The sequence below is a fragment of the Pseudomonas sp. HLS-6 genome (assembly GCF_002753995.1).
GTDB lineage: Bacteria > Pseudomonadota > Gammaproteobacteria > Pseudomonadales > Pseudomonadaceae > Aquipseudomonas > Aquipseudomonas defluvii.
Genome location: NZ_CP024478.1, coordinates 1,621,175 through 1,645,876, shown reverse-complemented (window position 1 = coordinate 1,645,876; position 24,702 = coordinate 1,621,175). Strand labels below are relative to the sequence as shown.

General features: G+C 60.9%; 26 protein-coding genes. 2 read left to right on the top strand and 24 right to left on the bottom strand.

Going from position 1 to position 24,702, the window contains the following annotated elements; genetic code table 11:
* Positions 1–3 precede the first annotated feature (3 nt).
* The 9 genes from ccmI to ccmA are packed head-to-tail and all read right to left on the bottom strand — an operon-like array spanning position 4 to position 6,949.
* The gene (gene ccmI, locus CS390_RS07625; RefSeq protein WP_099773939.1) at positions 4–1,212 is read right to left on the bottom strand and encodes a c-type cytochrome biogenesis protein CcmI; all 1,209 of its coding nucleotides are present in this window, start codon (positions 1,210–1,212) and stop codon (positions 4–6) included.
* The gene (locus CS390_RS07620) at positions 1,205–1,681 is read right to left on the bottom strand and encodes a cytochrome c-type biogenesis protein (protein WP_065759844.1); all 477 of its coding nucleotides are present in this window, start codon (positions 1,679–1,681) and stop codon (positions 1,205–1,207) included. The genes ccmI and CS390_RS07620 overlap by 8 nt, the downstream gene beginning before the upstream one ends.
* A complete protein-coding gene (locus tag CS390_RS07615) occupies positions 1,678–2,214 on the bottom strand; it encodes a DsbE family thiol:disulfide interchange protein (protein ID WP_065759845.1) in 537 nt (178 codons plus the stop codon). The genes CS390_RS07620 and CS390_RS07615 overlap by 4 nt, the downstream gene beginning before the upstream one ends.
* On the bottom strand, positions 2,211–4,199 hold the full coding sequence (locus CS390_RS07610) for a heme lyase CcmF/NrfE family subunit (RefSeq protein WP_099773938.1): 1,989 nt from the start codon (positions 4,197–4,199) through the stop codon (positions 2,211–2,213). Before CS390_RS07610 ends, CS390_RS07615 begins: the two co-directional genes overlap by 4 nt.
* Entirely contained in the window at positions 4,196–4,660 is a 465-nt protein-coding gene (gene ccmE / locus CS390_RS07605) for a cytochrome c maturation protein CcmE (protein ID WP_065759847.1), read from the bottom strand. The genes CS390_RS07610 and ccmE overlap by 4 nt, the downstream gene beginning before the upstream one ends.
* Positions 4,657–4,833: a heme exporter protein CcmD gene (gene ccmD, locus CS390_RS07600; protein WP_065759848.1), complete on the bottom strand. Its 177-nt coding sequence runs from the start codon at positions 4,831–4,833 to the stop codon at positions 4,657–4,659. The genes ccmE and ccmD overlap by 4 nt, the downstream gene beginning before the upstream one ends.
* Entirely contained in the window at positions 4,830–5,606 is a 777-nt protein-coding gene (locus CS390_RS07595; protein ID WP_065759849.1) for a heme ABC transporter permease, read from the bottom strand. Before CS390_RS07595 ends, ccmD begins: the two co-directional genes overlap by 4 nt.
* A gap of 45 nt (positions 5,607–5,651) precedes the next feature.
* Positions 5,652–6,320, bottom strand: coding sequence for a heme exporter protein CcmB (gene ccmB, locus CS390_RS07590; RefSeq protein ID WP_065759853.1), 669 nt, complete (start codon positions 6,318–6,320; stop codon positions 5,652–5,654).
* Entirely contained in the window at positions 6,317–6,949 is a 633-nt protein-coding gene (gene ccmA / locus CS390_RS07585) for a cytochrome c biogenesis heme-transporting ATPase CcmA (RefSeq protein WP_099773937.1), read from the bottom strand. The genes ccmB and ccmA overlap by 4 nt, the downstream gene beginning before the upstream one ends.
* A 194-nt stretch (positions 6,950–7,143) precedes the next feature.
* Here ccmA and CS390_RS07580 point away from each other — a divergent pair, with 194 nt between their 5' ends.
* Positions 7,144–8,715: a flagellar hook-length control protein FliK gene (locus CS390_RS07580; protein ID WP_099773936.1), complete on the top strand. Its 1,572-nt coding sequence runs from the start codon at positions 7,144–7,146 to the stop codon at positions 8,713–8,715.
* Positions 8,712–9,047, top strand: a complete 336-nt coding sequence (locus CS390_RS07575; protein WP_099773935.1) for an EscU/YscU/HrcU family type III secretion system export apparatus switch protein — start codon at positions 8,712–8,714, stop codon at positions 9,045–9,047. The genes CS390_RS07580 and CS390_RS07575 overlap by 4 nt, the downstream gene beginning before the upstream one ends.
* A gap of 222 nt (positions 9,048–9,269) precedes the next feature.
* Here CS390_RS07575 and CS390_RS07570 read toward each other — a convergent pair whose 3' ends face one another.
* From CS390_RS07570 to flhB, 15 genes are all read right to left on the bottom strand, one after another.
* Positions 9,270–9,662: a DUF2802 domain-containing protein gene (locus CS390_RS07570; RefSeq protein ID WP_065760016.1), complete on the bottom strand. Its 393-nt coding sequence runs from the start codon at positions 9,660–9,662 to the stop codon at positions 9,270–9,272.
* A 1-nt stretch (position 9,663) separates the two neighbouring features.
* Positions 9,664–10,143 carry a chemotaxis protein CheW gene (locus CS390_RS07565; RefSeq protein WP_065760015.1) on the bottom strand — a complete coding sequence of 160 codons (480 nt, stop codon included), beginning with the start codon at positions 10,141–10,143 and terminating at the stop codon, positions 9,664–9,666.
* A gap of 67 nt (positions 10,144–10,210) precedes the next feature.
* A complete protein-coding gene (locus tag CS390_RS07560) occupies positions 10,211–11,080 on the bottom strand; it encodes a CheW domain-containing protein (protein ID WP_099773934.1) in 870 nt (289 codons plus the stop codon).
* Positions 11,080–11,868, bottom strand: coding sequence for a ParA family protein (locus tag CS390_RS07555; protein WP_065760013.1), 789 nt, complete (start codon positions 11,866–11,868; stop codon positions 11,080–11,082). Before CS390_RS07555 ends, CS390_RS07560 begins: the two co-directional genes overlap by 1 nt.
* Positions 11,869–11,913: 45 nt before the next feature.
* Complete coding sequence (gene motD, locus CS390_RS07550; protein WP_065760012.1) at positions 11,914–12,801, bottom strand: flagellar motor protein MotD; 888 nt, start codon at positions 12,799–12,801, stop codon at positions 11,914–11,916.
* 3 nt (positions 12,802–12,804) lie between these two features.
* On the bottom strand, positions 12,805–13,545 hold the full coding sequence (locus CS390_RS07545) for a flagellar motor protein (RefSeq protein WP_065760011.1): 741 nt from the start codon (positions 13,543–13,545) through the stop codon (positions 12,805–12,807).
* Complete coding sequence (locus tag CS390_RS07540; RefSeq protein ID WP_065760010.1) at positions 13,545–14,660, bottom strand: chemotaxis response regulator protein-glutamate methylesterase; 1,116 nt, start codon at positions 14,658–14,660, stop codon at positions 13,545–13,547. The genes CS390_RS07545 and CS390_RS07540 overlap by 1 nt, the downstream gene beginning before the upstream one ends.
* 45 nt (positions 14,661–14,705) lie before the next feature.
* Positions 14,706–16,940 carry a chemotaxis protein CheA gene (locus CS390_RS07535; protein ID WP_099773933.1) on the bottom strand — a complete coding sequence of 745 codons (2,235 nt, stop codon included), beginning with the start codon at positions 16,938–16,940 and terminating at the stop codon, positions 14,706–14,708.
* A gap of 12 nt (positions 16,941–16,952) precedes the next feature.
* Positions 16,953–17,741, bottom strand: coding sequence for a protein phosphatase CheZ (locus CS390_RS07530; protein ID WP_065760008.1), 789 nt, complete (start codon positions 17,739–17,741; stop codon positions 16,953–16,955).
* Positions 17,742–17,761: 20 nt separating this feature from the next.
* On the bottom strand, positions 17,762–18,136 hold the full coding sequence (locus CS390_RS07525; RefSeq protein WP_176717425.1) for a chemotaxis response regulator CheY: 375 nt from the start codon (positions 18,134–18,136) through the stop codon (positions 17,762–17,764).
* Between the two features lie 106 nt (positions 18,137–18,242).
* The gene (gene fliA / locus CS390_RS07520) at positions 18,243–18,983 is read right to left on the bottom strand and encodes an RNA polymerase sigma factor FliA (RefSeq protein ID WP_065760006.1); all 741 of its coding nucleotides are present in this window, start codon (positions 18,981–18,983) and stop codon (positions 18,243–18,245) included.
* Positions 18,980–19,813, bottom strand: coding sequence for a flagellar synthesis regulator FleN (gene fleN, locus CS390_RS07515; protein ID WP_065760005.1), 834 nt, complete (start codon positions 19,811–19,813; stop codon positions 18,980–18,982). The genes fliA and fleN overlap by 4 nt, the downstream gene beginning before the upstream one ends.
* A 120-nt stretch (positions 19,814–19,933) precedes the next feature.
* Positions 19,934–21,244 carry a flagellar biosynthesis protein FlhF gene (gene flhF / locus CS390_RS07510; RefSeq protein ID WP_065760004.1) on the bottom strand — a complete coding sequence of 437 codons (1,311 nt, stop codon included), beginning with the start codon at positions 21,242–21,244 and terminating at the stop codon, positions 19,934–19,936.
* An 11-nt stretch (positions 21,245–21,255) separates the two neighbouring features.
* Positions 21,256–23,385 carry a flagellar biosynthesis protein FlhA gene (gene flhA, locus CS390_RS07505; RefSeq protein ID WP_099773932.1) on the bottom strand — a complete coding sequence of 710 codons (2,130 nt, stop codon included), beginning with the start codon at positions 23,383–23,385 and terminating at the stop codon, positions 21,256–21,258.
* 180 nt (positions 23,386–23,565) lie between these two features.
* Positions 23,566–24,702: a flagellar biosynthesis protein FlhB gene (gene flhB, locus CS390_RS07500; RefSeq protein WP_099773931.1), complete on the bottom strand. Its 1,137-nt coding sequence runs from the start codon at positions 24,700–24,702 to the stop codon at positions 23,566–23,568.

The window sequence follows — 24,702 nt, the reverse complement described above, 5'->3', positions numbered from 1 at the left end:
CGCTTAAGGCTCCGGGCTGTCGATGGTCAGGTGCTGCTGCGCCTCGGTACTGCTGGCCAGCGGCGAACTGCGGCCGATCCACTCACCCTTGGTCGGCTGGCCTGCGCGAGAGACGCGCGCAACCAGTTGGACTTCAGGAAAGTTCGACAGTTTCATGCTCGGCATCATTGCGTCGCTATCCGCCAATTCGACCTCGATGGGCAACTGGGCCACCGTCACCCGCTTCACTGCCAACGGCATGGGCGGGCCTTCGCTCGCACGGGCAAAGATAAACACGCTGTCACCTGGCTGAACCTTGTCCTTCAGCGCTGCCGCCAGTTCGACCCGTACCTTGAGCCGCGCCGGTGCCTTGTCGCTGACGGCAGGGGTTGTTACGGGCTCAACACCGCTGGCCTTGAGCCTGTCGGCAGCACGTGCCACACCGCCTTCCAGCGCCGCACGGGAGGCATCACCGGCAGGCAGTTGCGCCAACAGGCGGTTCCAGTAATCAATGGCCTGTTGATAGCGCTGACCTTCGAACGCGGCAATACCCAAGAGCCCAAGGCTGGTGACTTCCTGCGGATCAGCCTTGAGGGCTTCGTCGGTCAGCCCCTGCAGCTGCGGGGTCCACTGCTTGCCGTTGGCAAAGTAAAGCGCCTGCGCCCACTGCCCGAGCAGCTCGGGCTGGCGCCCGGCCAGGCCCACGGCACGCTCGAAGGTCTTGGCGGCATCGGCGGAACGCTCTTGCGCCATGTAGGCACGACCAAGGAAGTACAGGCCCTCGGCCGAATCAGGCTGGGCAGCAACGGCGCGCTCCAGGCGTGCGGTCATTTCTTCCAGCGACTGCGGTGCCTGGGCAAATTCCTGGGTCAGGGCCACTTTGTCACTGGCGCCAAAATGCAGGTACAGGCCCAGGGCCATCAATGGCACCAATACCGCAGCCAGCAGTGGCAGCGGTTTGCCAAGGCGAGCCAGCCGTGCAGGCTCGGCATTTTCGGTATCGTCGAGCAGCTCGCGGGCCGCTTCGTCACGCCCACTCGCCAGTTGTTCGGCGCTAAGTACACCGGCAGCCTGTTGCGCCTGCAACTCGGCGACGCGCTCCTGATACAGGGCAACGTTCAGTGCGGTACGGTCTTCTTCCAGTTGCGCACGACGTCCGCGCAGCACCGGGATCAGCAAAAAGCTCAGGGCTACCAGTAACAGCAGGCCTGCAGCAAGCCAGAAATCAGTCATGGGTCTGTTCTTTTTCCAACAGTTTGGCGAGGCGCTCACGCTCCTCGGGAGAAAGGTCGGCGGTGCCGTTCACAACCGGGGCGCGGCGCTTGCGCACGATCACCGCAAGCACCACGACGCCGCCCAGCAGCAGTGCACCGGGGCCGAACCACAGCAACCAGGTACGCGCAGTCAGAGCCGGTTTGTAACGGACGAAATCACCGTAACGGTCAACCATGAAGTCGATGATCTGCTGGTTACTCTTGCCCTCGCCCAGCATCCGGAAAATTTCCCGACGCAGGTCGGCGGCAATGGGTGCGTTGGAGTCTGCGATGTCCTGGTTCTGGCATTTGGGGCAACGCAGTTCCTTGGTCAGGTCGCGATAACGCTCACGTTCAGCATCATCGGCAAACTGATAGGTATCAATTGCCGCCTGGGCCACGCCGGCCAGGCTCAGGCCCAGTAAGGCCGCTGCTAGCCAGCGCTTCATTGCCGGCCCTCGTCGACAAGGCCTTGGTACAACGGCGCCAGTTGCTCGCGCCAGACAGTCTCGTCGACGACACCCACGAACTTGTGACGGATGATGCCCTTGGCATCGATCAGGAAGGTTTCCGGCGCGCCGTATACACCCAGGTCCAGGCCCAGGGTGCCCTGCTCATCGCGGATATTGAGCTGATACGGGTTGTGGAAGTCCTTCAGCCACTTCAGCGCCGCCGCATTGTCGTCTTTGTAATTGACCCCGTAGATCCGCACGCCCTGTTCGGCCAGCTTGTTCAGCACCGGGTGCTCGACCCGGCAGGACACGCACCAGGTACCCCAGACGTTGACCAGTGCCGGCTTGCCCAGCAGGTCGGCCTGGGTCAGGGTGCTCTCGCCCTCCACGGCTGGCAGGGAGAAATGCGGGAACGGCTTGCCGATCATTGCCGAAGGCAGTTCAGCCGGGTCCAGGTACAACCCGCGATAGAGGAAGACCGCCACCAGCAGAAACACCGCCAGCGGCAGCACCATGATCCAACGCTTCATGCAGTTGCTCCAGACATGCCCAGTACTTCACGTACACGGCTTTTCACCTTGACCCGATAACGTCCATCCAATGCGGCCAGCAGGCCACCCAGGCCCGTCAGCAGACCGCCCAGCCAGATCCAGCGCACGAACGGTTTGACATGAACCCGTACGGCCCAGGCGCCGTTGTCCAGCGGCTCACCTAGGGCGACATAGAGGTCGCGAGTGAAGCCGGCATCGATGCCCGCTTCGGTCATCACCGATTGCTGCACGGTGTAGAGGCGTTTCTCCGGGTGCAGGACGCTGATCTCACGCCCATCCTTGACCACCCGAACCGTGCCCTTGTCGGAGGTGAAGTTCGGCCCCTCGAAATGCTTGGCGCCCTCGAAAATGAAGTGGTAGCCCGCCAGTTCCACTGACTCGCCCGGCGCCAGGCGCAGGTCGCGCTCGGCACTGTTGTTGCTCGACAGCACCACACCCAGCGCGCAAACCGCCAGGCCGAAGTGAGCGACGTGCATCCCCCAGTAGCTGCGGGTGAGGCTTCGCATGCCCTTGAACACACCCTTGTGGCGGGTCTTGTCGAGAAGGTCACGCACGCCGGCAAGCACGATCCAGGCCGCCAGGGCAAAGGTGGTCAGTACTGGCCAATCGAAGTCATCCACGATCAGCCCGCCGATCGGCGCCAGAATGGCGCTGCCGACCAGTACCGGGGTGAGCATGCCCAGCAGCCATTTGCCGGGGGTGTCTTTCCAGCGCACGAGAACGCCTATGGCCAACACCACCATCAACAGGGCCATCAGCGGCAGGAACAGCGCATCGAAGTACGGTGGGCCGACGGACAGCTTCGCCCCGGTCAACGCGTCGAGCACCAGCGGATACAGCGTGCCGAGCAGGATCATCGAGGCCGCGACCACCAGTATCAGGTTGTTGGCCAGCAGCAGGGTTTCACGCGACCACAGGGCAAAGCCAACCTGGCTCTTGACGACTGGCGCACGCAGCGCGAACAGGGTCAGCGAGCCGCCGACCACGCACAGCAGGAACATCAGGATGAACACACCGCGCTCCGGGTCGGAAGCGAAGGCATGCACCGAGGTCAACACGCCCGAGCGAACCAGGAAGGTACCCAGCAAGCTCAACGAGAATGCGGCAATGGCCAGCAGTACCGTCCAACTCTTGAACACGCCGCGTTTTTCAGTCACGGCCAGGGAGTGGATCAGGGCAGTGCCGACCAGCCACGGCATGAAAGAGGCGTTCTCTACCGGGTCCCAGAACCACCAGCCGCCCCAACCCAACTCGTAGTAGGCCCACCAGGAGCCCAGGGTGATACCAATGCCGAGAAAGGCCCAGGCGATGATGGTCCAGGGCCGCGACCAGCGCGCCCAGGCCGCATCAAGACGACCGCCGAGCAACGCGGCGATGGCGAAGGCAAACGCGACCGAGAAACCGACATAGCCCATGTAGAGCATGGGTGGGTGAACGATCAGGCCCACATCCTGCAACAGCGGGTTGAGGTCACGACCGTCGGCCGGCACCTGCGGCAACAACCGCTGGAACGGGTTGGAGGTGACGATCAGGAACGACATGAAGCCCACGCTGATCATGCCCATGACCGCCAGCACGCGGGCGAGCAACACCTGTGGCAACTGCCGGGAGAAGATCGACACGGCAAAGGTCCAGCCGCCGAGGATCAGCGCCCAGAGCAGCAACGACCCTTCGTGAGCGCCCCACACCGCGCTGAACTTGAAGTACCAAGGCAGGGCGCTGTTGGAGTTGCTGGCGACATAGGCAACCGAGAAGTTATCGGTCATGAAGGCGTGGGTCAGGCAGGCGAAGGCGAAGGCCAGGAATGCGAACTGGCCCCAGGCCGCAGGCCGTGCCAGGCTCATCCACAGGCTGTCACCGCGCCAGGCACCCAGCAATGGCACACTGGCCTGGACGCAGGCAAAGCACAGCGCCAGGATCATGGCCAATTGGCCCAGTTCGGGGATTACCAACGCGGCGTTCATGGTTTGCCTCCGGCCTGGCCAGCGTCAGTCGCAGCCTGACCGCTTTCCTTCAGGGCTTTGGTCACTTCTGGCGGCATGTACTTTTCATCGTGCTTGGCCAGCACTTCGTCCGCCACTACCACACCTTCGGCATTCAGTTTGCCGAGTGCGACAATGCCCTGCCCTTCGCGAAACAGATCCGGAAGAATGCCGCGGTAGGTAATGGGCACGGACTTGTTGAAGTCGGTGACCACGAAACGCACGTCCAGCGAATCACCGGAACGTTGCAGGGAACCTTTTTCAACCATGCCACCCGCACGGATACGGGTATCCAGGGGCGCCTCGCCATTGGCGATCTGGGTTGGGGTGTAGAACAGGTTGATGTTCTGCTGCAAGGCACTCAATGCCAGTGCCACGGCAACGCCGAGGCCGGCGAGCAGGCCGAGAATGATGAACAGGCGCTTCTTGCGTTGCGGATTCACTGATTGCTCTCCCGGCGCAGACGGCGCGCCTCTTCTTGCAGGTAACGGCGACGGGCCAGGATTGGCACCGCGACGTTGATCGCCAGCACTAACAGGCTAATGCCGTAGGCCGACCAGACATACAGGCCGTGGTGGCCCATGGCGAGAAAATCGCTGAAGGAGGTGAAACTCATCGTGCCAGCTCCCGACCCAGGGTATTCATGACTTCACTTTTCACCCAACTGCTGCGGGCTTCGCGCTTGAGTACTTCAAGGCGCATGCGCATCAGCAGTACCGCGCCGAAGAAGCAGTAGAAACCCAGTGCCGTGAGCAGCAACGGCAACCACATTTCCGCCGGCATCGCCGGTTTTTCGGTCAAGGTAAAGGTTGCGCCCTGGTGCAGGGTGTTCCACCACTCCACCGAATACTTGATGATCGGGATATTGATCACCCCGACAATCGCCAGCACTGCACAGGCCTTGGCCGCGCTCTCACGATTGCTGATCGCCTGCCCCAGGGCAATCAGACCGAAGTACAGAAACAGGAGGATAAGCATCGACGTCAGTCGGGCATCCCAGACCCACCAGCTGCCCCAGGTCGGCTTACCCCAGATGGCGCCGGTAACCAGCGCCACGGCGGTCATCCAGGCGCCAATGGGAGCAGCGCACTGCAATGCAATGTCGGCGATCTTCATTTTCCAGACCAGGCCGACCACGCCGGCCACTGCCAGCATCACATAGCAGGACTGTGCCAGCATGGCGGCAGGCACATGGATGTAGATGATGCGAAAACTGTTGCCCTGTTGGTAATCCTGAGGGGCAAAGGCCAGGCCCCAGACCACACCGACCGTCAACAGCAGCACGGCGGCGATCGCCAGCCACGGCAGCATCCGCCCACTGATGGAATAGAACCACTTGGGCGAACCCAGTTTATGAAACCACGTCCAGCTGATTGCGCTGCTTTTCATCACGGTACATCCAGGGTCTTTGCTGGGCAGCGAGCCCAGACCTCATTATTCGCCGACGCTGATCTTCAGGCCAGCCGCTATTGCAAAGGGTGCCAACGTTACTGCCAGGGCGGTCAGGCTACCAAGCCAGAGCAGATAACCGGTCGCCGGCATCGCTTGCAGCGACGCCTGCAACGCGCCACTGCCCAAAATCAACACCGGGATATACAACGGCAGAATCAGCAGCGCCAGTAGCAGGCCACCACGTTTCAAGCCGACTGTCAGGGCTGCACCCACAGCGCCCAACAGGCTCAACACCGGGGTGCCGAGCAAAAGTGATGCCAGCAGCACGGGCAGGCTGGCACTTGGCAAGCCGAGCATCAAGGCCAGCAGCGGTGCCAACAATACCAGTGCCAGGCCGGAAAAGGCCCAGTGTGCCAGCACCTTGGCCAAAACCAGAAGAGGCAGGGGGTGCGACGAAAGGACCCACTGTTCCAGTGATCCATCCTCGAAATCACTGCGAAAAAGCCCGTCCAGCGAGAGCAGGACGGACAAAAGTGCAGCCACCCACACCAACCCAGGTGACAAGGTTTGCAACAATTGTGTCTCAGGACCGACCGCCAAAGGAAACAGTGCAATGACGATGGCGAAGAACACCAAGGGGTTGGCCAGCTCGGCCGGACGACGGCACAGCAGCCGCGCTTCGCGGCTCAGCAACAGGACAAATACACTCATGCGGCCCACTGCCCCAGGTTCAGTTCACAGTAACCGGAGGGTTTGCGCTCCAGCGTGTGGTGCGTGGTGAGGATCACCATGCCACCCGTTTCACAGTGGTGTGCCAGATGCGCTTCGAGCTGGGCCACCCCCTGCTTGTCGAGTGCGGTGAACGGTTCGTCGAGAATCCACAACGGCGGGCTGTCCAGGTACAACCGGGCCAGGGCTACGCGACGCTGCTGACCGGCCGACAGGGTATGACAAGGCACGTCCTCGAAGCCACGCAGGCCAACCGCCGCCAGTGCCTGCCAGATCGCCTCGCGCCCGGCCGGGCGGTGCAAGGCACACAACCAGGCAAGGTTCTCCTCTGGCGTCAGCAGGTCCTTGATCCCCGCCGCATGGCCGATCCACAGCAGCAGCCGGGCCAGTTCGCCGCGTTGCTCAGCCAAGGGCTTGCCTTGAACCAGGATCTGGCCACTGGTCGGGCGCATCAAACCGGCCAGCAACCGCAACAGGCTGGTTTTACCGCTGCCGTTGGGGCCGCTGATCTGGAGCATGTCGCCGGCGGCCAACTGCAGATCGAGATGCTCGAAGAGCATTCGCCAGTCGCGCTCGCAGGCCAGATCCACCGCTTCGAGTTGAGGGGTCACAGGTTTGCCTTATTGGTTCGGATGACTGTCTCAAGTCGGTCCCGGCGCGGCCGTTATACTGGAACGGTGACGCGGCCGACTGGTCTGTTCAAAAGAGCACCAGACCGCGAGCTCAAGGCTCCCCGAAAGTTCGGGCCGCATTATACATGCCATGTCCTACTGCAAAGAGGGCTATTTCGACAGGTTGTAACTTGATGACAGGCGAAATCAACAGCGTCGGCACGCAGGCACTGGCCAATCCACAGGCGCGCGGTGCCGCCATGACCGGCGAACTGCTCAGGCTTTTGCAGCCTCAGCAGGGCCTGCTGGCCCCCGGCGAAACGGCAGACGCCGAAGTTCTCTCGCTGAAGCAGAATGGTCAAGACTTCCAACTATTGATCAAGTTGACCCAGGACAGCGGGCGACAAACCAATGTACAAGCCAACAGCAGCCAGCCGCTGGCCCAAGGCACCCAGCTTACCGTCAGCCAGCCCAGCGCCTCGGCCCTGGCTATTGGCGTGCAACAGGCCAAGGCCAGTACTGTCACCACGTTGACCCAGATCGACACCCGCCAGTTGCCGGTCGGCACCCTGCTGCAAGGCAAGGTACTGACCAGCCAGGCCCTGCCCCAGGCCAACGGCCAGGCCAGCGTGTTCCGCTCACTGGTGAGCCTGCTCAATACTGTCCAGGCAGGCGCCACGCTGGCCGTGGACAGCCCGCGCCCGCTGCCGCTGGGCAGCTTGCTCAGCGCCGTCGTACGCAGTGAACAACAGCTGTCGTTCATGCCGCTGAGTGGTCGCCAGGACCAGTTGGCAATAGCCCAACACCTGAGCAGCCAGCAAACCCGCCAGGCATCATTACCAGGTCTGCTGGCGGCCTTGCAACGGATCGCCAGCGATGATCAACAACCTGCCCCATTGCGTGCCCGTATCGACACGCTGCTTGCCAGCCTGCCGGATGTACGCCAGCTCAGCGATGCGAAGGGCCTGGCCCACGCCATGAACAACAGCGGCCTGTTTCTGGAAGCCAAGTTGCTCAACGGCCTGCCAAGCGGCCTTGCACCGGACCTCAAGGCCCAGGTAGTACGCCTGATCGCACAGATACTGCCGGGGCTGCCCACCAGCACCCCATTCAACCCCGCCACCGCAGCGACCACCCTGTCCCAGGCCATGCCGGGCATGCTGCGCAACGCATTGGGTATGCTCGGCCAGGTGGGTGCACGGATCACCCCTTCCAGCTTCCCCCTGCCCTCGCGACTGCTACAAAGCCTGGAGGGCGAAGGCGACCTTGAGCACGTGCTGCGCCTCGCGGCGGCGGCCGTCTCTCGACTGCAAAGCCATCAACTGGCTAGCCTGGAGCAAACCGGCAGTACCGCCGACGGCACCCTGCAGACCACCTGGCAACTGGAAATTCCGCTGCGCACTGGCCAGGACTTCATGCCCTTGCAGGTCAAGCTGCAGCGCGAAGAAACGCCTGAACAACAGGCCGACCCGGAACGTGAAAAGCGCGACCCTCTGGAAATGCTCTGGAAGATTGAGCTGTCGTTCGACCTCAGCCCGCTGGGGCCGTTGCAAGTGCAGGCGCAGCTTGCCCAGGGCTGCCTGTCGAGCCAGCTGTGGGCCGAGCTGCCCAGCACAGTGCGCCTGATCGAAAGCCAGCTGAGCGAGCTGCGCACTCGTTTACTAGCACGGGGGCTGAGCGTCGGCGAGCTGAACTGTCATCACGGCACGCCGCCGCAAGGGCCGCGTACACGCCTGGAACAACGTTGGGTAGATGAAAACGCATGACTGAGCAAACACCCCGCCAGGCCATTGCCCTGAGCTACGACGGCCAACAAGCGCCCACCCTCACGGCCAAAGGCGATGACGCACTGGCCGAGGCGATCCTGGCCCTGGCGCGCGAGCACGAAGTGCCCATCTATGAAAACGCCGACCTGGTGAAACTGCTGGCACGGATGGAACTGGGCGACCGTATACCCGAAGCGCTGTACTTGACCATCGCCGAAATCATCGCCTTCGCCTGGCAACTCAAAGGCAAGGTGCCGGTGGATTTTGTAGATGAGGGACCGCAGGAACGGGATGTAACGCCACAGGCACTGGGCCTGAAGGCACCGCTGTAAAGGGAAACGGGGTATCAGGCCCGACATCGCGAATGGATATGCCTGCTTTCATCAGGGGGATGCGTGTCTGTGGCCGCGATGGCTCCACTCAGCCTACTGAAGGGACACCCTGCAGCGCCTGCCACTTCGCGCACTGACAAACAAAGCCCACGCAGGACCTCGCCGCTTATCCGTGAAGGTAAACGGCGGTTTATCTTGGCCTTGATGCAGCTGATTGGATGCTTAGCCGCGGTGCAGCTTACTCATCAGCTCTGCCTCGGCCTGGGTCAGGCCGCAGGACTGGGTCAGTTCGTCGACGCTGGCACCCATGCCGACCAAGCGCTCGGCCTGGGCAAACGACAGGCTGTTGGGGTCGCGCTGCTCCAACTGCATCAGCTTGTCAGGTAACGGTGCCACGACCGCACGCAACTCATGCAGGGCTTCGCCCATTCGCACGGTGCCATTCTGGTAGTCGTCCAGGCGCTTGGCCAAGTCCTTGATGCGCTGATCGCGCAGCGCATCCCCCTGGGCCTGTTGCGAGGCCAGCTCACGCTGGCGCTTGCTATACCCCAGAAACAGCCACAGGCTCACCGCCCAGAGCAGCGCCAGAAAAATGACTGCAACCTCGAAAATCAAATCAGATGTTCTCCAGCTCTGACCACTCTTCCTCGGTCATCATCTTGTCCAACTCAACCAGAATCAGCAGCTCGCCGTTCTTGTTGCATACGCCTTGAATGAACTTGGCCGATTCCTCGTTGCCCACATTCGGCGCGGTTTCAACTTCCGATTGGCGCAGGTAAACCACTTCGGCAACGCTGTCGACCAGAATACCAACGACTTGCTTGTCCGCTTCGATGATGACGATACGGGTGTTGTCGCTGACATCGGTCGGTGCCAGGCCAAAGCGCTGACGCGTATCGATCACGGTGACGACGTTACCGCGCAGGTTGATGATGCCCAGCACGTAGCTCGGCGCACCCGGCACAGGCGCAATCTCAGTGTAGCGAAGCACTTCCTGCACTTGCATCACATTGATGCCGTAGGACTCGTTGTCCAGGCGGAAGGTCACCCACTGCAGAATCGGATCTTCGGAACCTTGTGCAGATGTCTTTTTCATTCCCCTAACCCTCAAAATCCGCCGTTGGCGGTGTGCTCAGTGTGACCGCACGCGGTGCGGCCATCATTTATGGTTGTTTGTGCATCTGCTTGACCGCGCCGCTGGCAATCAGCTCAGCCAATTCGGCGACATCCAGCAACGCGCACATATGCTCAATCACGGTACCGGCCAGCCATGGCCGCTGGCCACGTTGGCTACGCCATTTGATTTCGCTTGGGTCCAGGCGCAGCGAACGGCTGACCTGATGCACCGCCAGCCCCCACTCGTAGCCTTGCACCGAAATCACATACTGCAGCCCCTGACGGAAATCATCGCGGTAGCGGTCCGGCATGACCCAACGGGCAGTGTCCAGCACTTTCAGGTTGCCGGCCTGGCTCGGCAGAATGCCAAGAAACCAGTCAGGCTGGCCGAACAACGGTGTCAGTTCCTGACCCGCGAGCGAGTAGATCGAGCCCAGGCAGACCAGCGGAACGGCCAGCGTCAGCCCGGCGACATCGAACAACAGGCATTCAAACGGTTCGGCAGCCCAGGCTGGGCGACCGTCTGTGGTAGCCGGAGGCACTGGCGGATTGAGCGCAGGCGGCAGATGAACCTCAACCAAGGGTTCAACCGGCACTGGCGCCTCAACCACCGGAGCCGCTGGTGCTACTGTGACCTCCAGCGGCGGCGCGATAACAGGCATTACCAGCCGGCTCGGCTCGGCAAAGACCGTTGTGGTGACTTCTACCGATACAGACGGCTGGCGCTTGGCATCACGCACCTGCTCTTCAAGCACGGCAGCCTGAAATTCGTCCAGTTCCGCTGGCACTTCGACAGGCGGGCGAACCGTTTCAACACGCGGCGGCTCCAGCTCTTCGGTCGCTTCCTGCAACAAGCCATCCAGGTAGGATTGCAGGGCCATTTGTGGCCGGGTGGCGATCAGCGCGGGGCGAGTCATCAAGCCACCTGCGCTGCGGCGTTGTGGGTAAGCAACTGCTTGAGCAGCGCCCTGTAAGCGGTTACGCCACGGCTTTTGCCATCGAATTGCGAAGGCGTCAAACCGGCCCGGCTGGCATCACGCAGGCGCGTATCAACCGGGATGTAGCCCTGCCAGATATGTTCCGGGTAACTGTCACGCAGCACCCGCAGCGTGCCCATGGAAGCCTGGGTACGCCGATCGAACAACGTCGGCACGATATGGAACGGCAACGCCTGCTTGCGTGAGCGGTTCACCATCGCAAGCGTGCTGACCATGCGCTCCAGGCCTTTGACCGCCAGGTATTCGGTTTGCACTGGAATCACCAGTTGCTGGCTGGCAGCCAGGGCGTTGACCATCAACACGCCGAGTAACGGTGGGCTGTCGATGATGGCGTAGTCGAAATCCTGCCACAGCTGCGCCAGACTCTTGGCGATCACCAGGCCCAGGCCGCTTTGCCCGGGAGACTGACGCTCCAGGGTGGCGAGGGCGGTACTCGATGGCAACAACGAGATATTGTCGTGACTGGTCGGCAGCAGCAGCTGCCCCGGCAAGCCTTCGGGGACAGTGCCCTTGTGCAGGAACAAGTCGAAGCTGCTGTGCTCCAGGGTATCGGGATTGTGCCCGAAGTAGCTGGTCATGGACCCGTGAGGGTCGAGGTCAACCACGACCACGCGCTTGCCCGCATCAGCCAGCAAACCGGCCAAGGCGATGGACGTGGTGGTCTTGCCGACGCCACCTTTTTGATTGGCTACTGCCCAGACTCTCATTGCGCTGCTTCCTCCCGCTACGGCAACCTGCCCTACCGGGATCGGTTATAAGGTCGGTGACGGGGAATTGACGGGGCTGGCCCCGACCGTCGGTGATACCACTCGCGGTGCAGTTTGTGTGCCAGCTCGCTTCATTGCTGCATCTGGCGTGGCATTGGCACTGCCCGTACCGGTCAGGCTGCGGCGCACCTCCAGGTTACGCGAGATCACCAGCACCACCCGACGATTGCGCGCACGCCCTTCTGCCGTGGTATTGCTGGCAATCGGCTGGAACTCGCCATAGCCCACCGACGCCATACGTGCGGGGTTAACGCCTTCCATCGCCAACAGGCGCACAATGCTGGCCGCACGCGCCGACGACAGCTCCCAGTTGGTCGGGTACTGCGCCGTGCGAATCGGCAAATCGTCGGTGAACCCTTCGACATGCACCGGGTTGGCGAAAGGCTTCAGGATCCGCGCCACTTTTTCGATGATATTGAAGGCCGCGTCGCTGGGCATGGCGTCGCCACTGCCAAACAGCAGCGAAGAGTTCAACTCGATCTCCACCCACAACTCGTTGCCGCGCACCGTCATCTGATCGGATTTGATCAAATCACCGAAGGCGTCCCGAACATCGTTGGTGATGGTCTTGAGTGGATCGCTGTTGGTTTGAGCAAGCCCGGCATCGACCTGTTCGCTATCGCGGATCAGCGGTTCGGCTGGCTTGACGCTGAGCGGCTGCTCATCGCCAATCGGAATCGGCCGCATGCTCCGTTCGGGGTCATTGAAAACCCCGAGCAGGGCCTGGGAAATTATTTTGTACTTGCCCTCGTTGATCGAGGAGATCGAGTACATGACCACGAAGAAGGCGAACAACAAGGTAATGAAGTCGGCGTACGACACCAGCCAGCGTTCGTGGTTCTCATGTTCCTCGGGGGCGCGACGACGAGCCATGTATTACTCCATGAAGCCCTGAAGCTTCAACTCGATCGAACGCGGGTTTTCACCTTCTGCAATCGACAACAGGCCTTCCAGGAGCATTTCCCGGTAACGCGACTGACGCAGGGCCAGCGCCTTGAGCTTGTTGGCGACCGGCAGCAGGATCAGGTTGGCACTGGCAACACCATAGATCGTCGCCACGAACGCAACGGCAATGCCATTGCCCAGCTGGGACGGGTCGGCCAGATTGCCCATCACATGGATCAAACCCATTACCGCACCGATGATGCCGATGGTTGGCGCATAGCCGCCCATGCTCTCGAACACTTTTGCAGCCTGGATATCACGGCTTTCCTGGGTGTAGAAATCAACCTCGAGAATGCTGCGAATCGCTTCCGGCTCCGCACCATCGACCAGCAGTTGCAAGCCCTTGCGCGCATAGGGATCGGGCTCGGCGTCAGCCACCCCTTCCAGGCCCAGCAGGCCCTCTTTACGCGCCGTCAGGCTCCAGTTGACTACCCGATCAATACCACCGGCCAGGTCAACCCGTGGCGGGAACAGGATCCAGATGACAATCTGCATCGCGCGCTTGAAAGCGCTCATCGGCGACTGCAGCAGCGAAGCCGCCAACGTGCCGCCGAGCACGATCAGCGCCGCAGGGCCGTTGATCAACGCAGACAGGTGGCCGCCTTCCAGGTAGTTGCCACCGATGATGGCAACAAAGGCCAGGATGATCCCGATGAGGCTCAAGACATCCATTAGACGCACGCCTCGACCAGATGCCGACCGATGTCATCCAGGCCGTACACCGCGTCCGCCAGATTGGCCTTGACGATCGCCATGGGCATGCCATAGATCACGCAGCTGGCTTCATCCTGAGCCCAGACCTGGCTGCCGCCCTGCTTGAGCAGGCGAGCACCTTCGCGGCCATCAGCGCCCATGCCGGTCAACACCACGGCCAATACCTTGTCACCGTAGGACTTCGCGGCAGAACCAAAGGTAATGTCCACGCACGGTTTGTAGTTCAGGCGCTCGTCGCCCGGGAGGATTTTCACCGTGCCCCGCGCATCGACCATCATCTGCTTGCCACCAGGAGCCAGCAACGCCAGGCCAGGACGCAACACGTCACCGTCCTCGGCTTCCTTGACACTGATCTTGCAGAGCTTGTCCAGGCGTTCGGCAAACGCCTTGGTGAACGCCGCCGGCATGTGCTGGATCAATACGATCGGCGCCGGGAAGTTTGCCGGCAGCTGGGTCAGTACGCGCTGCAGGGCAACCGGGCCGCCCGTCGACGTGCCGATGGCCAACAGCTTGTAGGACTTGCGCTTGGGTGCAGGCGAGCTGGGTGCGGCCGCACGTGCTGGCGCGCTAGCAGGCGCTGGGCGCGAGAGGCCTGGCGACGCCATGCTGCTGACACTGTGCTGGGCGCTGGGCGCTGGAGCCGGAGCTGGCGTGGCGAAACTGCTGAAGCGGCGGTTACTGCGGGAAATGGTATGAACCTTTTCGCACAGCAGTTGCTTGACCTTTTCCGGGTTGCGCGAGATGTCCTCGAAGTTCTTCGGCAGGTAATCCACCGCACCGGCATCCAGTGCATCAAGGGTAACGCGAGCACCTTCATGGGTCAGCGAGGAGAACATCAACACCGGCGTCGGGCAACGCTGCATGATGTGCCGAACGGCAGTGATGCCATCCATCATGGGCATTTCATAGTCCATGGTGATGACATCAGGCTTGAGCGACAGTGCTTGGTCGATCGCTTCCTTGCCGTTGGTCGCGGTGCCCACGACCTGGATAGTCGGGTCCGCTGAAAGAATTTCCGAGACACGGCGGCGGAAGAAACCGGAATCATCCACCACCAGGACCTTGACTGCCATAAACACTCCATTACGGGGCGCGGTCGAAAGACCGCGCCACCGGGATCAAATACGCCGGGCAGCGTAACGCTTGAGCATGCTCGGAACGTCGAGGATCAGCGCAATGCGCCCGTCACCGGTAATGGTGGCGCCCGACATCCCAGGGGTGCCTTGCAGCATCTTGCCCAGCGGCTTGATGACCACCTCTTCCTGGCCGACCAACTGATCGACGACGAAGCCGATCCGCTGAGTGCCCACCGAGAGAATCACCACATGGCCTTCGTGCTGCTCTTCATGAGCGGCAGAGCTGACCAACCAGCGCTTGAGGTAAAACAGTGGCAACGCCTTGTCGCGTACGATCACCACTTCCTGGCCGTCAACCACGTTGGTACGCGACAGGTCGAGGTGGAAAATTTCGTTGACGTTGACCAGCGGGAACGCGAAGGCCTGATTGCCCAGCATGACCATCAGCGTCGGCATGATCGCCAGGGTCAACGGCACCTTGATCACGATCTTCGAACCCTGGCCCTTGGCCGAGTAGATGTTGATCGAGCCGTTGAGCTGGGAGATCTTGGTTTTCACCACGTCCATGCCGACACCACGGCCAGACACATCGGAAATCTCGGTCTTGGTGGAAAAGCCCGGGGCGAAGATCAGGTTGTAGCAGTCCGACTCGCTCAGGCGATCGGCTGCATCCTTGTCCATCAGGCCCTTTTCCACTGCCTTGGCGCGCAGCACGTTGGGGTCCATGCCCTTGCCGTCGTCAGAGATCGACAAGAGGATGTGGTCGCCTTCCTGCTCAGCCGACAATACGACCTTGCCACCACGCGACTTGCCCGCGGCTTCGCGCTCTTCCGGTGTTTCGACACCGTGGTCGACGGCGTTGCGCACCAAGTGAACCAGCGGGTCGGCCAAGGCCTCGACCAGGTTTTTGTCCAGGTCGGTCTCTTCGCCCACCAGCTCCAGGTTGATCTCTTTCTTCAACTGGCGCGCCAGGTCACGAACCAAGCGCGGGAAGCGCCCGAAGACCTTCTTGATCGGCTGCATGCGGGTCTTCATGACCGCGGTCTGCAGGTCAGCGGTGACCACGTCAAGGTTCGACACCGCCTTGGACATGGCCTCATCGCCGCTGTTCAAGCCCAGGCGAACCAGACGGTTACGCACCAGAACCAGCTCGCCGACCATGTTCATGATCTCATCGAGGCGGGCAGTATCGACGCGCACCGTGGTTTCGGCTTCGCTGGCGGCATGCTTGTCGGCTGACGCCGGAGAGGCCTGACGCGCAGGTGCTGCAGCGGCAGCTGGCTTGGCGACGGGAGCAGGTGCAGGTGCTGCAGCGGGCGCGGGCTTGGCCGCAGGTTTGGCCTCAGGCTTGGCTACTGCTGCTTCTGCGACCGAGGCCGTTGCTGCTGCGCCCTCGGCAAATTTACCTTTGCCGTGGATCTGATCGAGCAACGCTTCGAACTCGTGCTCGGAAATATGGTCGCTCGACGCTTCGGTAGCAGCGGGCTCGACAGCCGCGGCCGGCAGTGCATCCACAGCAAAGGTACCCTTGCCATGAAGCTGGTCCAGCAGCGCTTCGAACTCGTCGTCGGTAATTTCGTTGCTGGCTTCAGTGCCTGCCTCGACAACCGCTGCCGACGCAGGCGCAGCAGGTGTGGGAAGGCTGTCGGCAGCAAACTGGCCTTTGCCGTGCAGTTGGTCGAGCAATGACTCAAATTCGGCATCGGTGATTTCATCACCCGCCGCTGCTGCCGGAGCGGCAGGCGCCTCGGCCTCGGCCTTGACGGCGTTGAGCGAGTCGAGCAGTTGCTCGAACTCCGTATCGGTAATGTCGCCAGACGCTTGCTCAGCGGGCGCCTCGGCAACCGGTTCTGGCTCAGGCTCGGGTGCGGCGGCCTGCTGGGCCGAAGCCGGCTCAGCCAGACGTGCCAGCGCAGCCAGCAGCTCTGGCGTGGCCGGCGTCACATCGCTGCGCTCGCGGACCTGGCCGAACATGCTGTTGACCGTGTCCAGGGCTTCCAGGACCACGTCCATCAGCTCGGAGTCAACGCGACGCTCACCCTTGCGCAGAATGTCGAACACGTTCTCGGCAATATGGCAGCACTCCACCAGCTCATTGAGCTGGAGGAAGCCGGCGCCCCCTTTTACAGTGTGAAAGCCGCGAAAGATTGCATTGAGCAGATCCGCATCATCAGGCCGGCTTTCCAGCTCGACCAATTGCTCGGACAGTTGCTCAAGAATTTCGCCGGCTTCTACCAGGAAATCCTGGAGGATTTCTTCATCGGCGCCGAAGCTCATTAAACGTGCTCCCTAAAAACCCAGGCTAGACAACAGATCGTCGACATCGTCCTGACCGGACACGACGTCTTCACGCTTATCGGCATGAATCTGCGGACCTTCACCCCGAGTCGGATGTTTTTCTTGATCTTTTTCAGCACGTAGCTGCTGGTGGTCATGTTCAATACCGGCAAAGCGGTCGACCTGACTGGCCATCAATACGAGCTTGAGCAGATTGCTTTCTACTTCGGTAACCAGTTGCGTGACGCGCTTGATCACCTGGCCGGTCAGGTCTTGGTAGTCCTGAGCCAACAGAATGTCATTGAGATGGCCTGCCACTTCACGGGTGCCTGCCTCGCTGCGCGTCAGAAAACTGTCAACGCGACGCGCCAGCTCGCGAAACTCCGGCGCAGCCACTTCTCGACGCATGAAACGCTGCCAGTCGGCACTCAAGGTACTTGCCTCGGCACTCAATTCTTGAAGCACCGGTGTACTTTGCTCGACCAGGTCCATGGTCCGGTTAGCCGCGCCCTCGGTGAGCTTGACCACATAGGACAAGCGCTCGGTGGCGTCGGTGATCTGCGACACTTCCTCAGCCTGCGGCATCTGCGGGTCAATATGAAAACTGACGATCGCACTATGCAACTCGCGGGTGAGCTTGCCGACTTCCTGATACAGGCCACGATCACGGGTCTGGTTCAGCTGATGGATCAGTTGTACCGCGTCGCCGAATTTACCTCGTTCAAGGCTATCGACAAGCTCGTTGGCATGTTTCTTCAGTGTCGACTCGAAGTCGCCCAACGACGATTGTTTATGCTCCATAAGCGCCCCCGTGGCGTACCTCAGCTATTGACGCGCTCGAAGATCTTCTCGATCTTTTCTTTCAACACCTGAGCCGTGAATGGTTTTACCACGTAACCATTAACGCCAGCCTGAGCCGCCTCAATGATCTGATCACGCTTGGCCTCTGCCGTTACCATCAGCACCGGCAGGTGCTTCAGGCGTTCGTCAGCGCGCACCGTACGCAGCAGGTCGATGCCGGACATGCCAGGCATGTTCCAGTCCGTTACCAGAAAATCAAAGTTACCGCTGTGCAGCATTGGCAGTGCAGTGACGCCGTCGTCCGCTTCCTGGGTATTGGTGAAGCCCAGGTCACGCAACAGGTTCTTGATGATCCGCCGCATCGTCGAAAAATCGTCAACGATGAGGATTTTCATGTTCTTGTCCAATTAGACCTCCAAGCAGTCTTTAACGCGCTCAGCGCTGAACGCGCACTCAATCAAATCCGGCACAACATTTTCACGACTGCATGAAACCCAGCAATCAACGCGCGCGCCATTCTCCCAGCCGCCCACGCAAGCGTGCAGCACACTGGCTGTGCAACTGGCTGACCCGCGACTCACTGACCCCAAGCACCTCGCCGATTTCCTTGAGGTTCAGCTCTTCGTCGTAATACAGCGCCAGCACCAGCCGCTCACGCTCAGGCAAGTTGGCAATCGCATCTGCCAACGCTGCCTGAAAGCGCTCGTCTTCCAGATCGCGCGAAGGCTCGACCTGGGCGCTGGCGCCGTCCTCGTGCAGCCCTTCATGCTCGCCGTCCTGCAACAGGTCGTCGAAGCTGAACAGGCGACTGCCCAAGGTGTCATTCAAAATCCCGTAATAATCATCGAGACTCAATTGAAGTTCGGCAGCAACCTCATGATCTTTAGCGTCACGACCTGTTTTTGCTTCAACAGCGCGAATTGCATCACTGACCATGCGGGTATTGCGATGAACCGAACGCGGCGCCCAATCCCCCTTGCGCACCTCATCCAGCATCGCACCGCGGATGCGAATACCGGCATAGGTCTCAAAACTGGCACCTTTGCTTGAGTCATACTTGTTCGCCACCTCAAGCAAACCGATCATGCCGGCCTGAATCAGGTCTTCAACCTGAACACTGGCGGGCAAACGCGCCAACAGGTGGTAAGCGATGCGCTTGACCAGCGGCGCGTAGCGTTCGACCAACTCATACTGCGCGTCACGCGAAGCCTTGCTGTACATCCGGAAACCGCTGGCACTCATAGAGCAGGCCCCACACTGGTCGGCTGCACCAGACGCTCGACGAAAAACTCCAGATGGCCGCGTGGGTTGGCTGGCAGCGGCCAGCTATCGACCTTCTGGGCGATGGCCTTGAACGCCAACGCGCACTTGGAACGCGGAAAGGCTTCATAGACCGCTCGCTGCTTCTGCACGGCTTTACGCACGCACTCGTCATACGGCACTGCACCGACGTATTGTAGGGCGACATCGAGGAAGCGATCCGTGACCTTGGTCAACTTAGCGAACAGATTGCGCCCTTCCTGAGGGCTTTGCGCCATGTTCGCCAGCACGCGGAAGCGGTTCATGCCGTAATCACGGTTAAGCAGCTTGATCAACGCATAGGCGTCGGTAATCGAGGTGGGCTCGTCACAGACCACCAGCAACACTTCCTGGGCCGCTCGAACGAAGCTGACCACCGAGTCACCAATACCCGCAGCGGTGTCGATCACCAGCACATCGAGGTTGTCGCCGATATCACTGAACGCCTGAATCAGGCCGGCATGCTGAGCGGGCGCCAGGTGAACCATGCTTTGCGTACCCGAAGCGGCTGGCACGATGCGCACACCACCCGGCCCCTGCAGCAGCACGTCGCGCAGCTCGCAGTGCCCTTCGATAACGTCGGCCAGGGTTCGCTTGGGCGTGAGGCCCAGCAACACGTCGACGTTAGCCAGGCCCAGGTCGGCGTCCAACAGCATGACGCGACGGCCGAGCTCGGCCAACGCCAGTGACAAGTTCACTGACACGTTAGTCTTGCCAACGCCACCTTTGCCGCCGGTCACGGCGATCACCTGTACGGGATGCATGCTACCCATGTTTGTTCTTTACCTTGTCTTGCTTAGACCGAGGCCACATGACTGGCTGCACTTTCAAACACCTGAAAAATGCCTGGCAGACCATTGATGTAGATACTTTGCAACGTCTTCACCGACACCTCAGCCAACACGCTTAGGGCCGTGATAGAGATCAGCGAACATATCGGCCATGGCCTCCTCGCTGGGCTCGTCCTGCATTTGCACACTGACCGCGCGGCTGACCAACTGGTGGCGGCGCGGCAAGTGCAAGTCATCCGGAATGCGCGGCCCATCGGTCAGATAGGCCACCGGCAATTCATGACTGATCGCCAGGCTCAACACCTCACCGAGGCTGGCGGTTTCATCAAGTTTAGTCAGGATGCAACCGGCCAGCCCGCAGCGTTTGTAGCTGTGGTAGGCCGCCGTCAGCACCTGTTTCTGGCTGGTCGTCGCCAACACCAGGTAGTTCTTCGCCTGGATACCGCGACCGGCCAGCGTCTCCAACTGCATGCGCAGGGCCGGATCACTGGCCTGCAAACCTGCGGTATCGATCAGTACCACGCGCTTGCGCAGCAAGGGCTCCAACGCCTGCCCCAAGGACTGCCCCGGATCGACATGGGTGACCGAAACATTGAGGATACGCCCGAGCGTCTTCAGTTGTTCCTGGGCACCGATGCGGAAACTGTCCATGCTCACCAGAGCCAGGTTCTGCGCGCCGTACTTGAGCACGTAGCGGGCTGCCAACTTCGCCAGCGTAGTGGTCTTGCCCATACCCGCCGGGCCGACCATGGCGATCACCCCACCCTCTTCGATCGGATCGACTTCCGGCACGCTGATCATCCGCGCCAGGTGGGCCAGCAACATCCGCCAGGCATGGCGTGGCTCTTCAATTTCGGCGGTCAGGTCAAGCAGCTCGCGCGACAGCGGTCCCGACAAGCCAATACGCTGCAGGCGGCGCCAGAGGCTCGCTTGCTGCGGTTTACTGCCTTGCAGTTGAGTCCACGCCAGCGAACCCAGCTGCACTTCCAGCAACTCACGCAAACCAGACAGCTCGTTACGCATCGAGTCAAACAGGCGCTGATCTACCGCAGGCGCTGGCGCGACCCGAGGGCGCTCCGGCTCATCGACATGCGGCTCGATCAGCGGCTCCGATGCAGTCAATGGCAGGCCGGCGAACAACTGGCGATTCGCCGTCTCGTCACCCTCGACGCGGCTGCTCAATTCGGCTTGGGCAGTGACGATGCGCGACTGAGTCTTGCGCAGTTCGTCCTCAAGCTCGACATTGGGAACACGTGGCGACAAGGCAGACAACTTGTAGTCCAGCGCAGCCGTCAGCTCGACACCGCCAGCAATCCGTCGGTTGCCGATGATGGCGGCCTCAGCCCCCAGTTCATCACGAACCAACTTCATGGCCTGACGCATATCGGCTGCGAAAAAACGCTTAACTTGCATAACCCACTACCTCAGCCGTTGGGGCCTACTGTGGCAACGATGGTGACTTGCTTGTTGTCAGGTATTTCCTGATACGCCAAAACATGCAAATTCGGTACTGCCAGGCGACCAAAACGCGACAACATTGCCCGTATCGGCCCTGCGACCAACAAGATCGCTGGTTGCCCTTGCATTTCTTGACGCTGGGCAGCCTCGATTAACGAACGCTGAAGCTTTTCAGCCATGCTTGGCTCAAGAAGAACGCCCTCTTCTTGACCTTGCCCGGCCCTTTGTAAACTATTGAGCAAAATCTGTTCCAACCTTGGCTCAAGCGTGATGACTGGCAGCTCAGACTCAGTGCCGACAATGCTTTGCACGATGGCGCGACACAATCCGACGCGCACCGCAGCCACCAAAGCGGCGGTATCTTGACTCTTCCCGGCGTTGTTCGCGATGGCTTCGGCAATGCTGCGGATATCGCGCACGGGCACCTGCTCGGACAACAGCGCCTGCAACACCTTGAGCAACCCCGACAGCGACATGATGCCCGGTACCAACTCCTCGGCCAGTTTCGGCGAGCCCTTGGCCAATACCTGCAGCAACTGCTGAACCTCTTCGTGACCGATCAGCTCATGGCAATGCTTGTGCAGGATCTGGTTCAAGTGCGTAGCAACCACGGTGCTGGCATCGACCACGGTATAACCCAGCGACTGGGCCTGGCTGCGCTGACCCACGTCGATCCACACGGCCTCCAGGCCGAAGGCCGGGTCCTTGGCGGCAATGCCATTGAGCGTACCAAAGACCTGCCCCGGGTTAATCGCGAGTTCCCGGTCAGGATAGATTTCCGCCTCAGCCAGGATGACCCCCATGAGCGTCAGGCGGTAGACACTTGGCGCAAGGTCGAGGTTATCGCGGATGTGCACCGTCGGCATCAGGAAACCGAGGTCCTGGGAGAGCTTTTTGCGCACGCCCTTGATCCGCGCCAACAACTGCCCACCCTGATTGCGGTCGACCAACGGAATCAGGCGATAGCCCACTTCCAGGCCGATCATGTCAATCGGCGTGACGTCATCCCAACCCAGCTCTTTGGTTTCCATGGCTCGCTGTGGAGACGGCAGCAGGTCTTGCTGCATCTGAGCCATTTCCTGCGCCTTGAGCTTGGCCTGATTCTGCTTGCGCCACACCATGTAGGCGGCACCACCGGCCAGCGCCGCCAAGCCGATAAAGGCAATGTGCGGCATGCCCGGCACCAGGCCCATGACCAGCATGATCCCGGCCGAAACCGCCAGGGCCTTCGGCGACTCGAACATCTGCCGGTTGATCTGCTTGCCCATGTCCTCGGAACCCGAGGCACGCGTCACCATGATCGCCGCAGCGGTGGACAACAGCAGCGATGGCAACTGCGCCACCAAACCGTCACCAATGGTCAACAAGGCGTACACCTTGCCCGCATCGGCGAAGGTCATGTTGTGCTGGAACATACCGACGGCCATACCGCCGATCAGGTTGATGAACAGAATCAGCAGGCCGGCGATGGCGTCACCGCGCACAAACTTGCTGGCACCGTCCATGGAACCATAGAACTCAGCCTCCTGAGCCACCTCGGAGCGGCGCGCCTTGGCCTGGGCCTGATCGATCAGGCCGGCGTTGAGGTCGGCGTCGATTGCCATTTGCTTGCCCGGCATCGCGTCGAGGGTAAACCGCGCGCTCACTTCGGAGATACGCCCTGCACCCTTGGTAACCACGACGAAGTTGATGATCATCAGGATGGCGAAGACCACGATACCGACCACGTAGTTACCGCCGATCACCACCTCACCAAAGGCCTGAATCACCTTACCGGCCGCAGCGTGACCATCATGACCATGGAGCATGACCACCCGCGTCGACGCTACGTTCAACGCCAGTCGCAGCAGCGTCGCCACCAGCAAAATGGTCGGGAAAACAGCAAAATCCAGTGGTCGCAGTGCGTAGACACACACCAGCAGGACCACAATCGACAGGGCAATGTTGAACGTGAAGAACACGTCGAGCAGAAACGGCGGGATCGGCAACATCATCATTGCCAGCAACACCAGCAGCAACAGCGGCACACCCAGGTTTCCTCGGCCAAGGCCGGCCAGGTTGCTACGGGCGCTGTTGATTAACTGAGTGCGATCCACCGGTATTCCTCTCAAGCAAACTTTTGACGCCACGAAGGCGCGTGGCGCTGCCTCTGCAAGAAGCCTTCCAACTTTGCGTCTGTCACGCAATAAGAGGCTTTCAGGGGAATCAGAACGTATGCGGTGCGGTAATCGCAGGCAAGCCGGCTGGCCACAGGACGCCACCACATCAGGGTAGGATCAGGAGTCCCGACGCAAATCCGGCGGAATCGGTACGTCCTTGAGGGGGTCAGGCGCCTTGCCTTTGCCAGCACGGTACTGGCGGACCTGGAAGACATAGGCCAGCACCTGGGCCACCGCCAGGTACAGGCCCGCCGGGATTTCTTCCTCAAGCTCGGTGGAGTAGTAGATCGAACGCGCCAACGCCGCCGACTCAAGAATCTGGATCTTGTGCTCACCCGCGATTTCACGAATCTTCAGCGCAATGAAGTCAGTACCCTTGGCCAGCAGCAATGGCGCACCGCCCTTATCAGGGTCGTACTTGAGTGCCACGGCATAGTGCGTCGGGTTGGTGATGACCACATCGGCTTCGGGAATCGCCGCCATCATTCGACGCTGCGACATCTCACGCTGGGTCTGTCGAATGCGCTGCTTGACCTCGGGGCGACCTTCACTGTCCTTGTACTCGTCACGCACTTCCTGCTTGGTCATCAACAGCTTCTTGTGTGCCTGCCATAGCTGCAATGGCGCGTCCACGGCGGCGATCAGCAGCAAACCCGCCGCCATCCACAAGGCACTCCAGCCCACCACCTGAACGCTATGGATGACTGCCTGATCAAGCGGCTCGTGCGCGATGGCAATCAGGTCGTCGCGATCTGAAGACAGCACCACCAAGGCCACCAGCAAGATCACAAAGAACTTGGCCAGCGCCTTGAGCAACTCGGTCAGCGCATGCATGGAGAACATCCGCTTGATCCCCGACATCGGGTTCATTCGGCTGAACTTCGGCGCCAGGCTACTGCCGGCAAACAAAAAACCGTTCAGGGAAATAGGCCCGATGATCGCTGCCAGCAGCAGCACCAGCAACACCGGCTGAGTGGCGAGTATGGCCATCTTGCCCGAGGCCAACAGAAAGATCCCCATGGAGCGCTCGTCGATGAGCACCTCGCGGGACAAGGTGAAATTGATCCGCATCAGCTCCATCAGCGTTTCCGCCAACGCACCGCCGAAGACCAGCAACCCGCCCGCGCCCGCCAGGGTCACGGCAACCGTATTGAGTTCTTTGGAGCGCGCAATCTCGCCCTTCTCACGAGCGTCCTTCTTGCGCTTGTCGGTGGGGTCTTCTGTTTTATCCTGACCGCTCTCGCTCTCAGCCAT

Coding starts and splice junctions, on each gene's coding strand:
- ccmI (WP_099773939.1), bottom strand. CDS start 1,212: ATGACTGATTTCTGGCTTGCTGCAGGCCTGCTGTTACTGGTAGCCCTG.
- CS390_RS07620 (WP_065759844.1), bottom strand. CDS start 1,681: ATGAAGCGCTGGCTAGCAGCGGCCTTACTGGGCCTGAGCCTGGCCGGC.
- CS390_RS07615 (WP_065759845.1), bottom strand. CDS start 2,214: ATGAAGCGTTGGATCATGGTGCTGCCGCTGGCGGTGTTTCTGCTGGTG.
- CS390_RS07610 (WP_099773938.1), bottom strand. CDS start 4,199: ATGAACGCCGCGTTGGTAATCCCCGAACTGGGCCAATTGGCCATGATC.
- ccmD (WP_065759848.1), bottom strand. CDS start 4,833: ATGAGTTTCACCTCCTTCAGCGATTTTCTCGCCATGGGCCACCACGGC.
- CS390_RS07595 (WP_065759849.1), bottom strand. CDS start 5,606: ATGAAAAGCAGCGCAATCAGCTGGACGTGGTTTCATAAACTGGGTTCG.
- ccmB (WP_065759853.1), bottom strand. CDS start 6,320: ATGAGTGTATTTGTCCTGTTGCTGAGCCGCGAAGCGCGGCTGCTGTGC.
- CS390_RS07580 (WP_099773936.1), top strand. CDS start 7,144: ATGACAGGCGAAATCAACAGCGTCGGCACGCAGGCACTGGCCAATCCA.
- CS390_RS07575 (WP_099773935.1), top strand. CDS start 8,712: ATGACTGAGCAAACACCCCGCCAGGCCATTGCCCTGAGCTACGACGGC.
- CS390_RS07565 (WP_065760015.1), bottom strand. CDS start 10,143: ATGAAAAAGACATCTGCACAAGGTTCCGAAGATCCGATTCTGCAGTGG.
- CS390_RS07560 (WP_099773934.1), bottom strand. CDS start 11,080: ATGACTCGCCCCGCGCTGATCGCCACCCGGCCACAAATGGCCCTGCAA.
- CS390_RS07555 (WP_065760013.1), bottom strand. CDS start 11,868: ATGAGAGTCTGGGCAGTAGCCAATCAAAAAGGTGGCGTCGGCAAGACC.
- motD (WP_065760012.1), bottom strand. CDS start 12,801: ATGGCTCGTCGTCGCGCCCCCGAGGAACATGAGAACCACGAACGCTGG.
- CS390_RS07545 (WP_065760011.1), bottom strand. CDS start 13,545: ATGGATGTCTTGAGCCTCATCGGGATCATCCTGGCCTTTGTTGCCATC.
- CS390_RS07540 (WP_065760010.1), bottom strand. CDS start 14,660: ATGGCAGTCAAGGTCCTGGTGGTGGATGATTCCGGTTTCTTCCGCCGC.
- CS390_RS07535 (WP_099773933.1), bottom strand. CDS start 16,940: ATGAGCTTCGGCGCCGATGAAGAAATCCTCCAGGATTTCCTGGTAGAA.
- CS390_RS07530 (WP_065760008.1), bottom strand. CDS start 17,741: ATGGAGCATAAACAATCGTCGTTGGGCGACTTCGAGTCGACACTGAAG.
- CS390_RS07525 (WP_176717425.1), bottom strand. CDS start 18,136: ATGAAAATCCTCATCGTTGACGATTTTTCGACGATGCGGCGGATCATC.
- fliA (WP_065760006.1), bottom strand. CDS start 18,983: ATGAGTGCCAGCGGTTTCCGGATGTACAGCAAGGCTTCGCGTGACGCG.
- fleN (WP_065760005.1), bottom strand. CDS start 19,813: ATGGGTAGCATGCATCCCGTACAGGTGATCGCCGTGACCGGCGGCAAA.
- flhF (WP_065760004.1), bottom strand. CDS start 21,244: ATGCAAGTTAAGCGTTTTTTCGCAGCCGATATGCGTCAGGCCATGAAG.
- flhB (WP_099773931.1), bottom strand. CDS start 24,702: ATGGCTGAGAGCGAGAGCGGTCAGGATAAAACAGAAGACCCCACCGAC.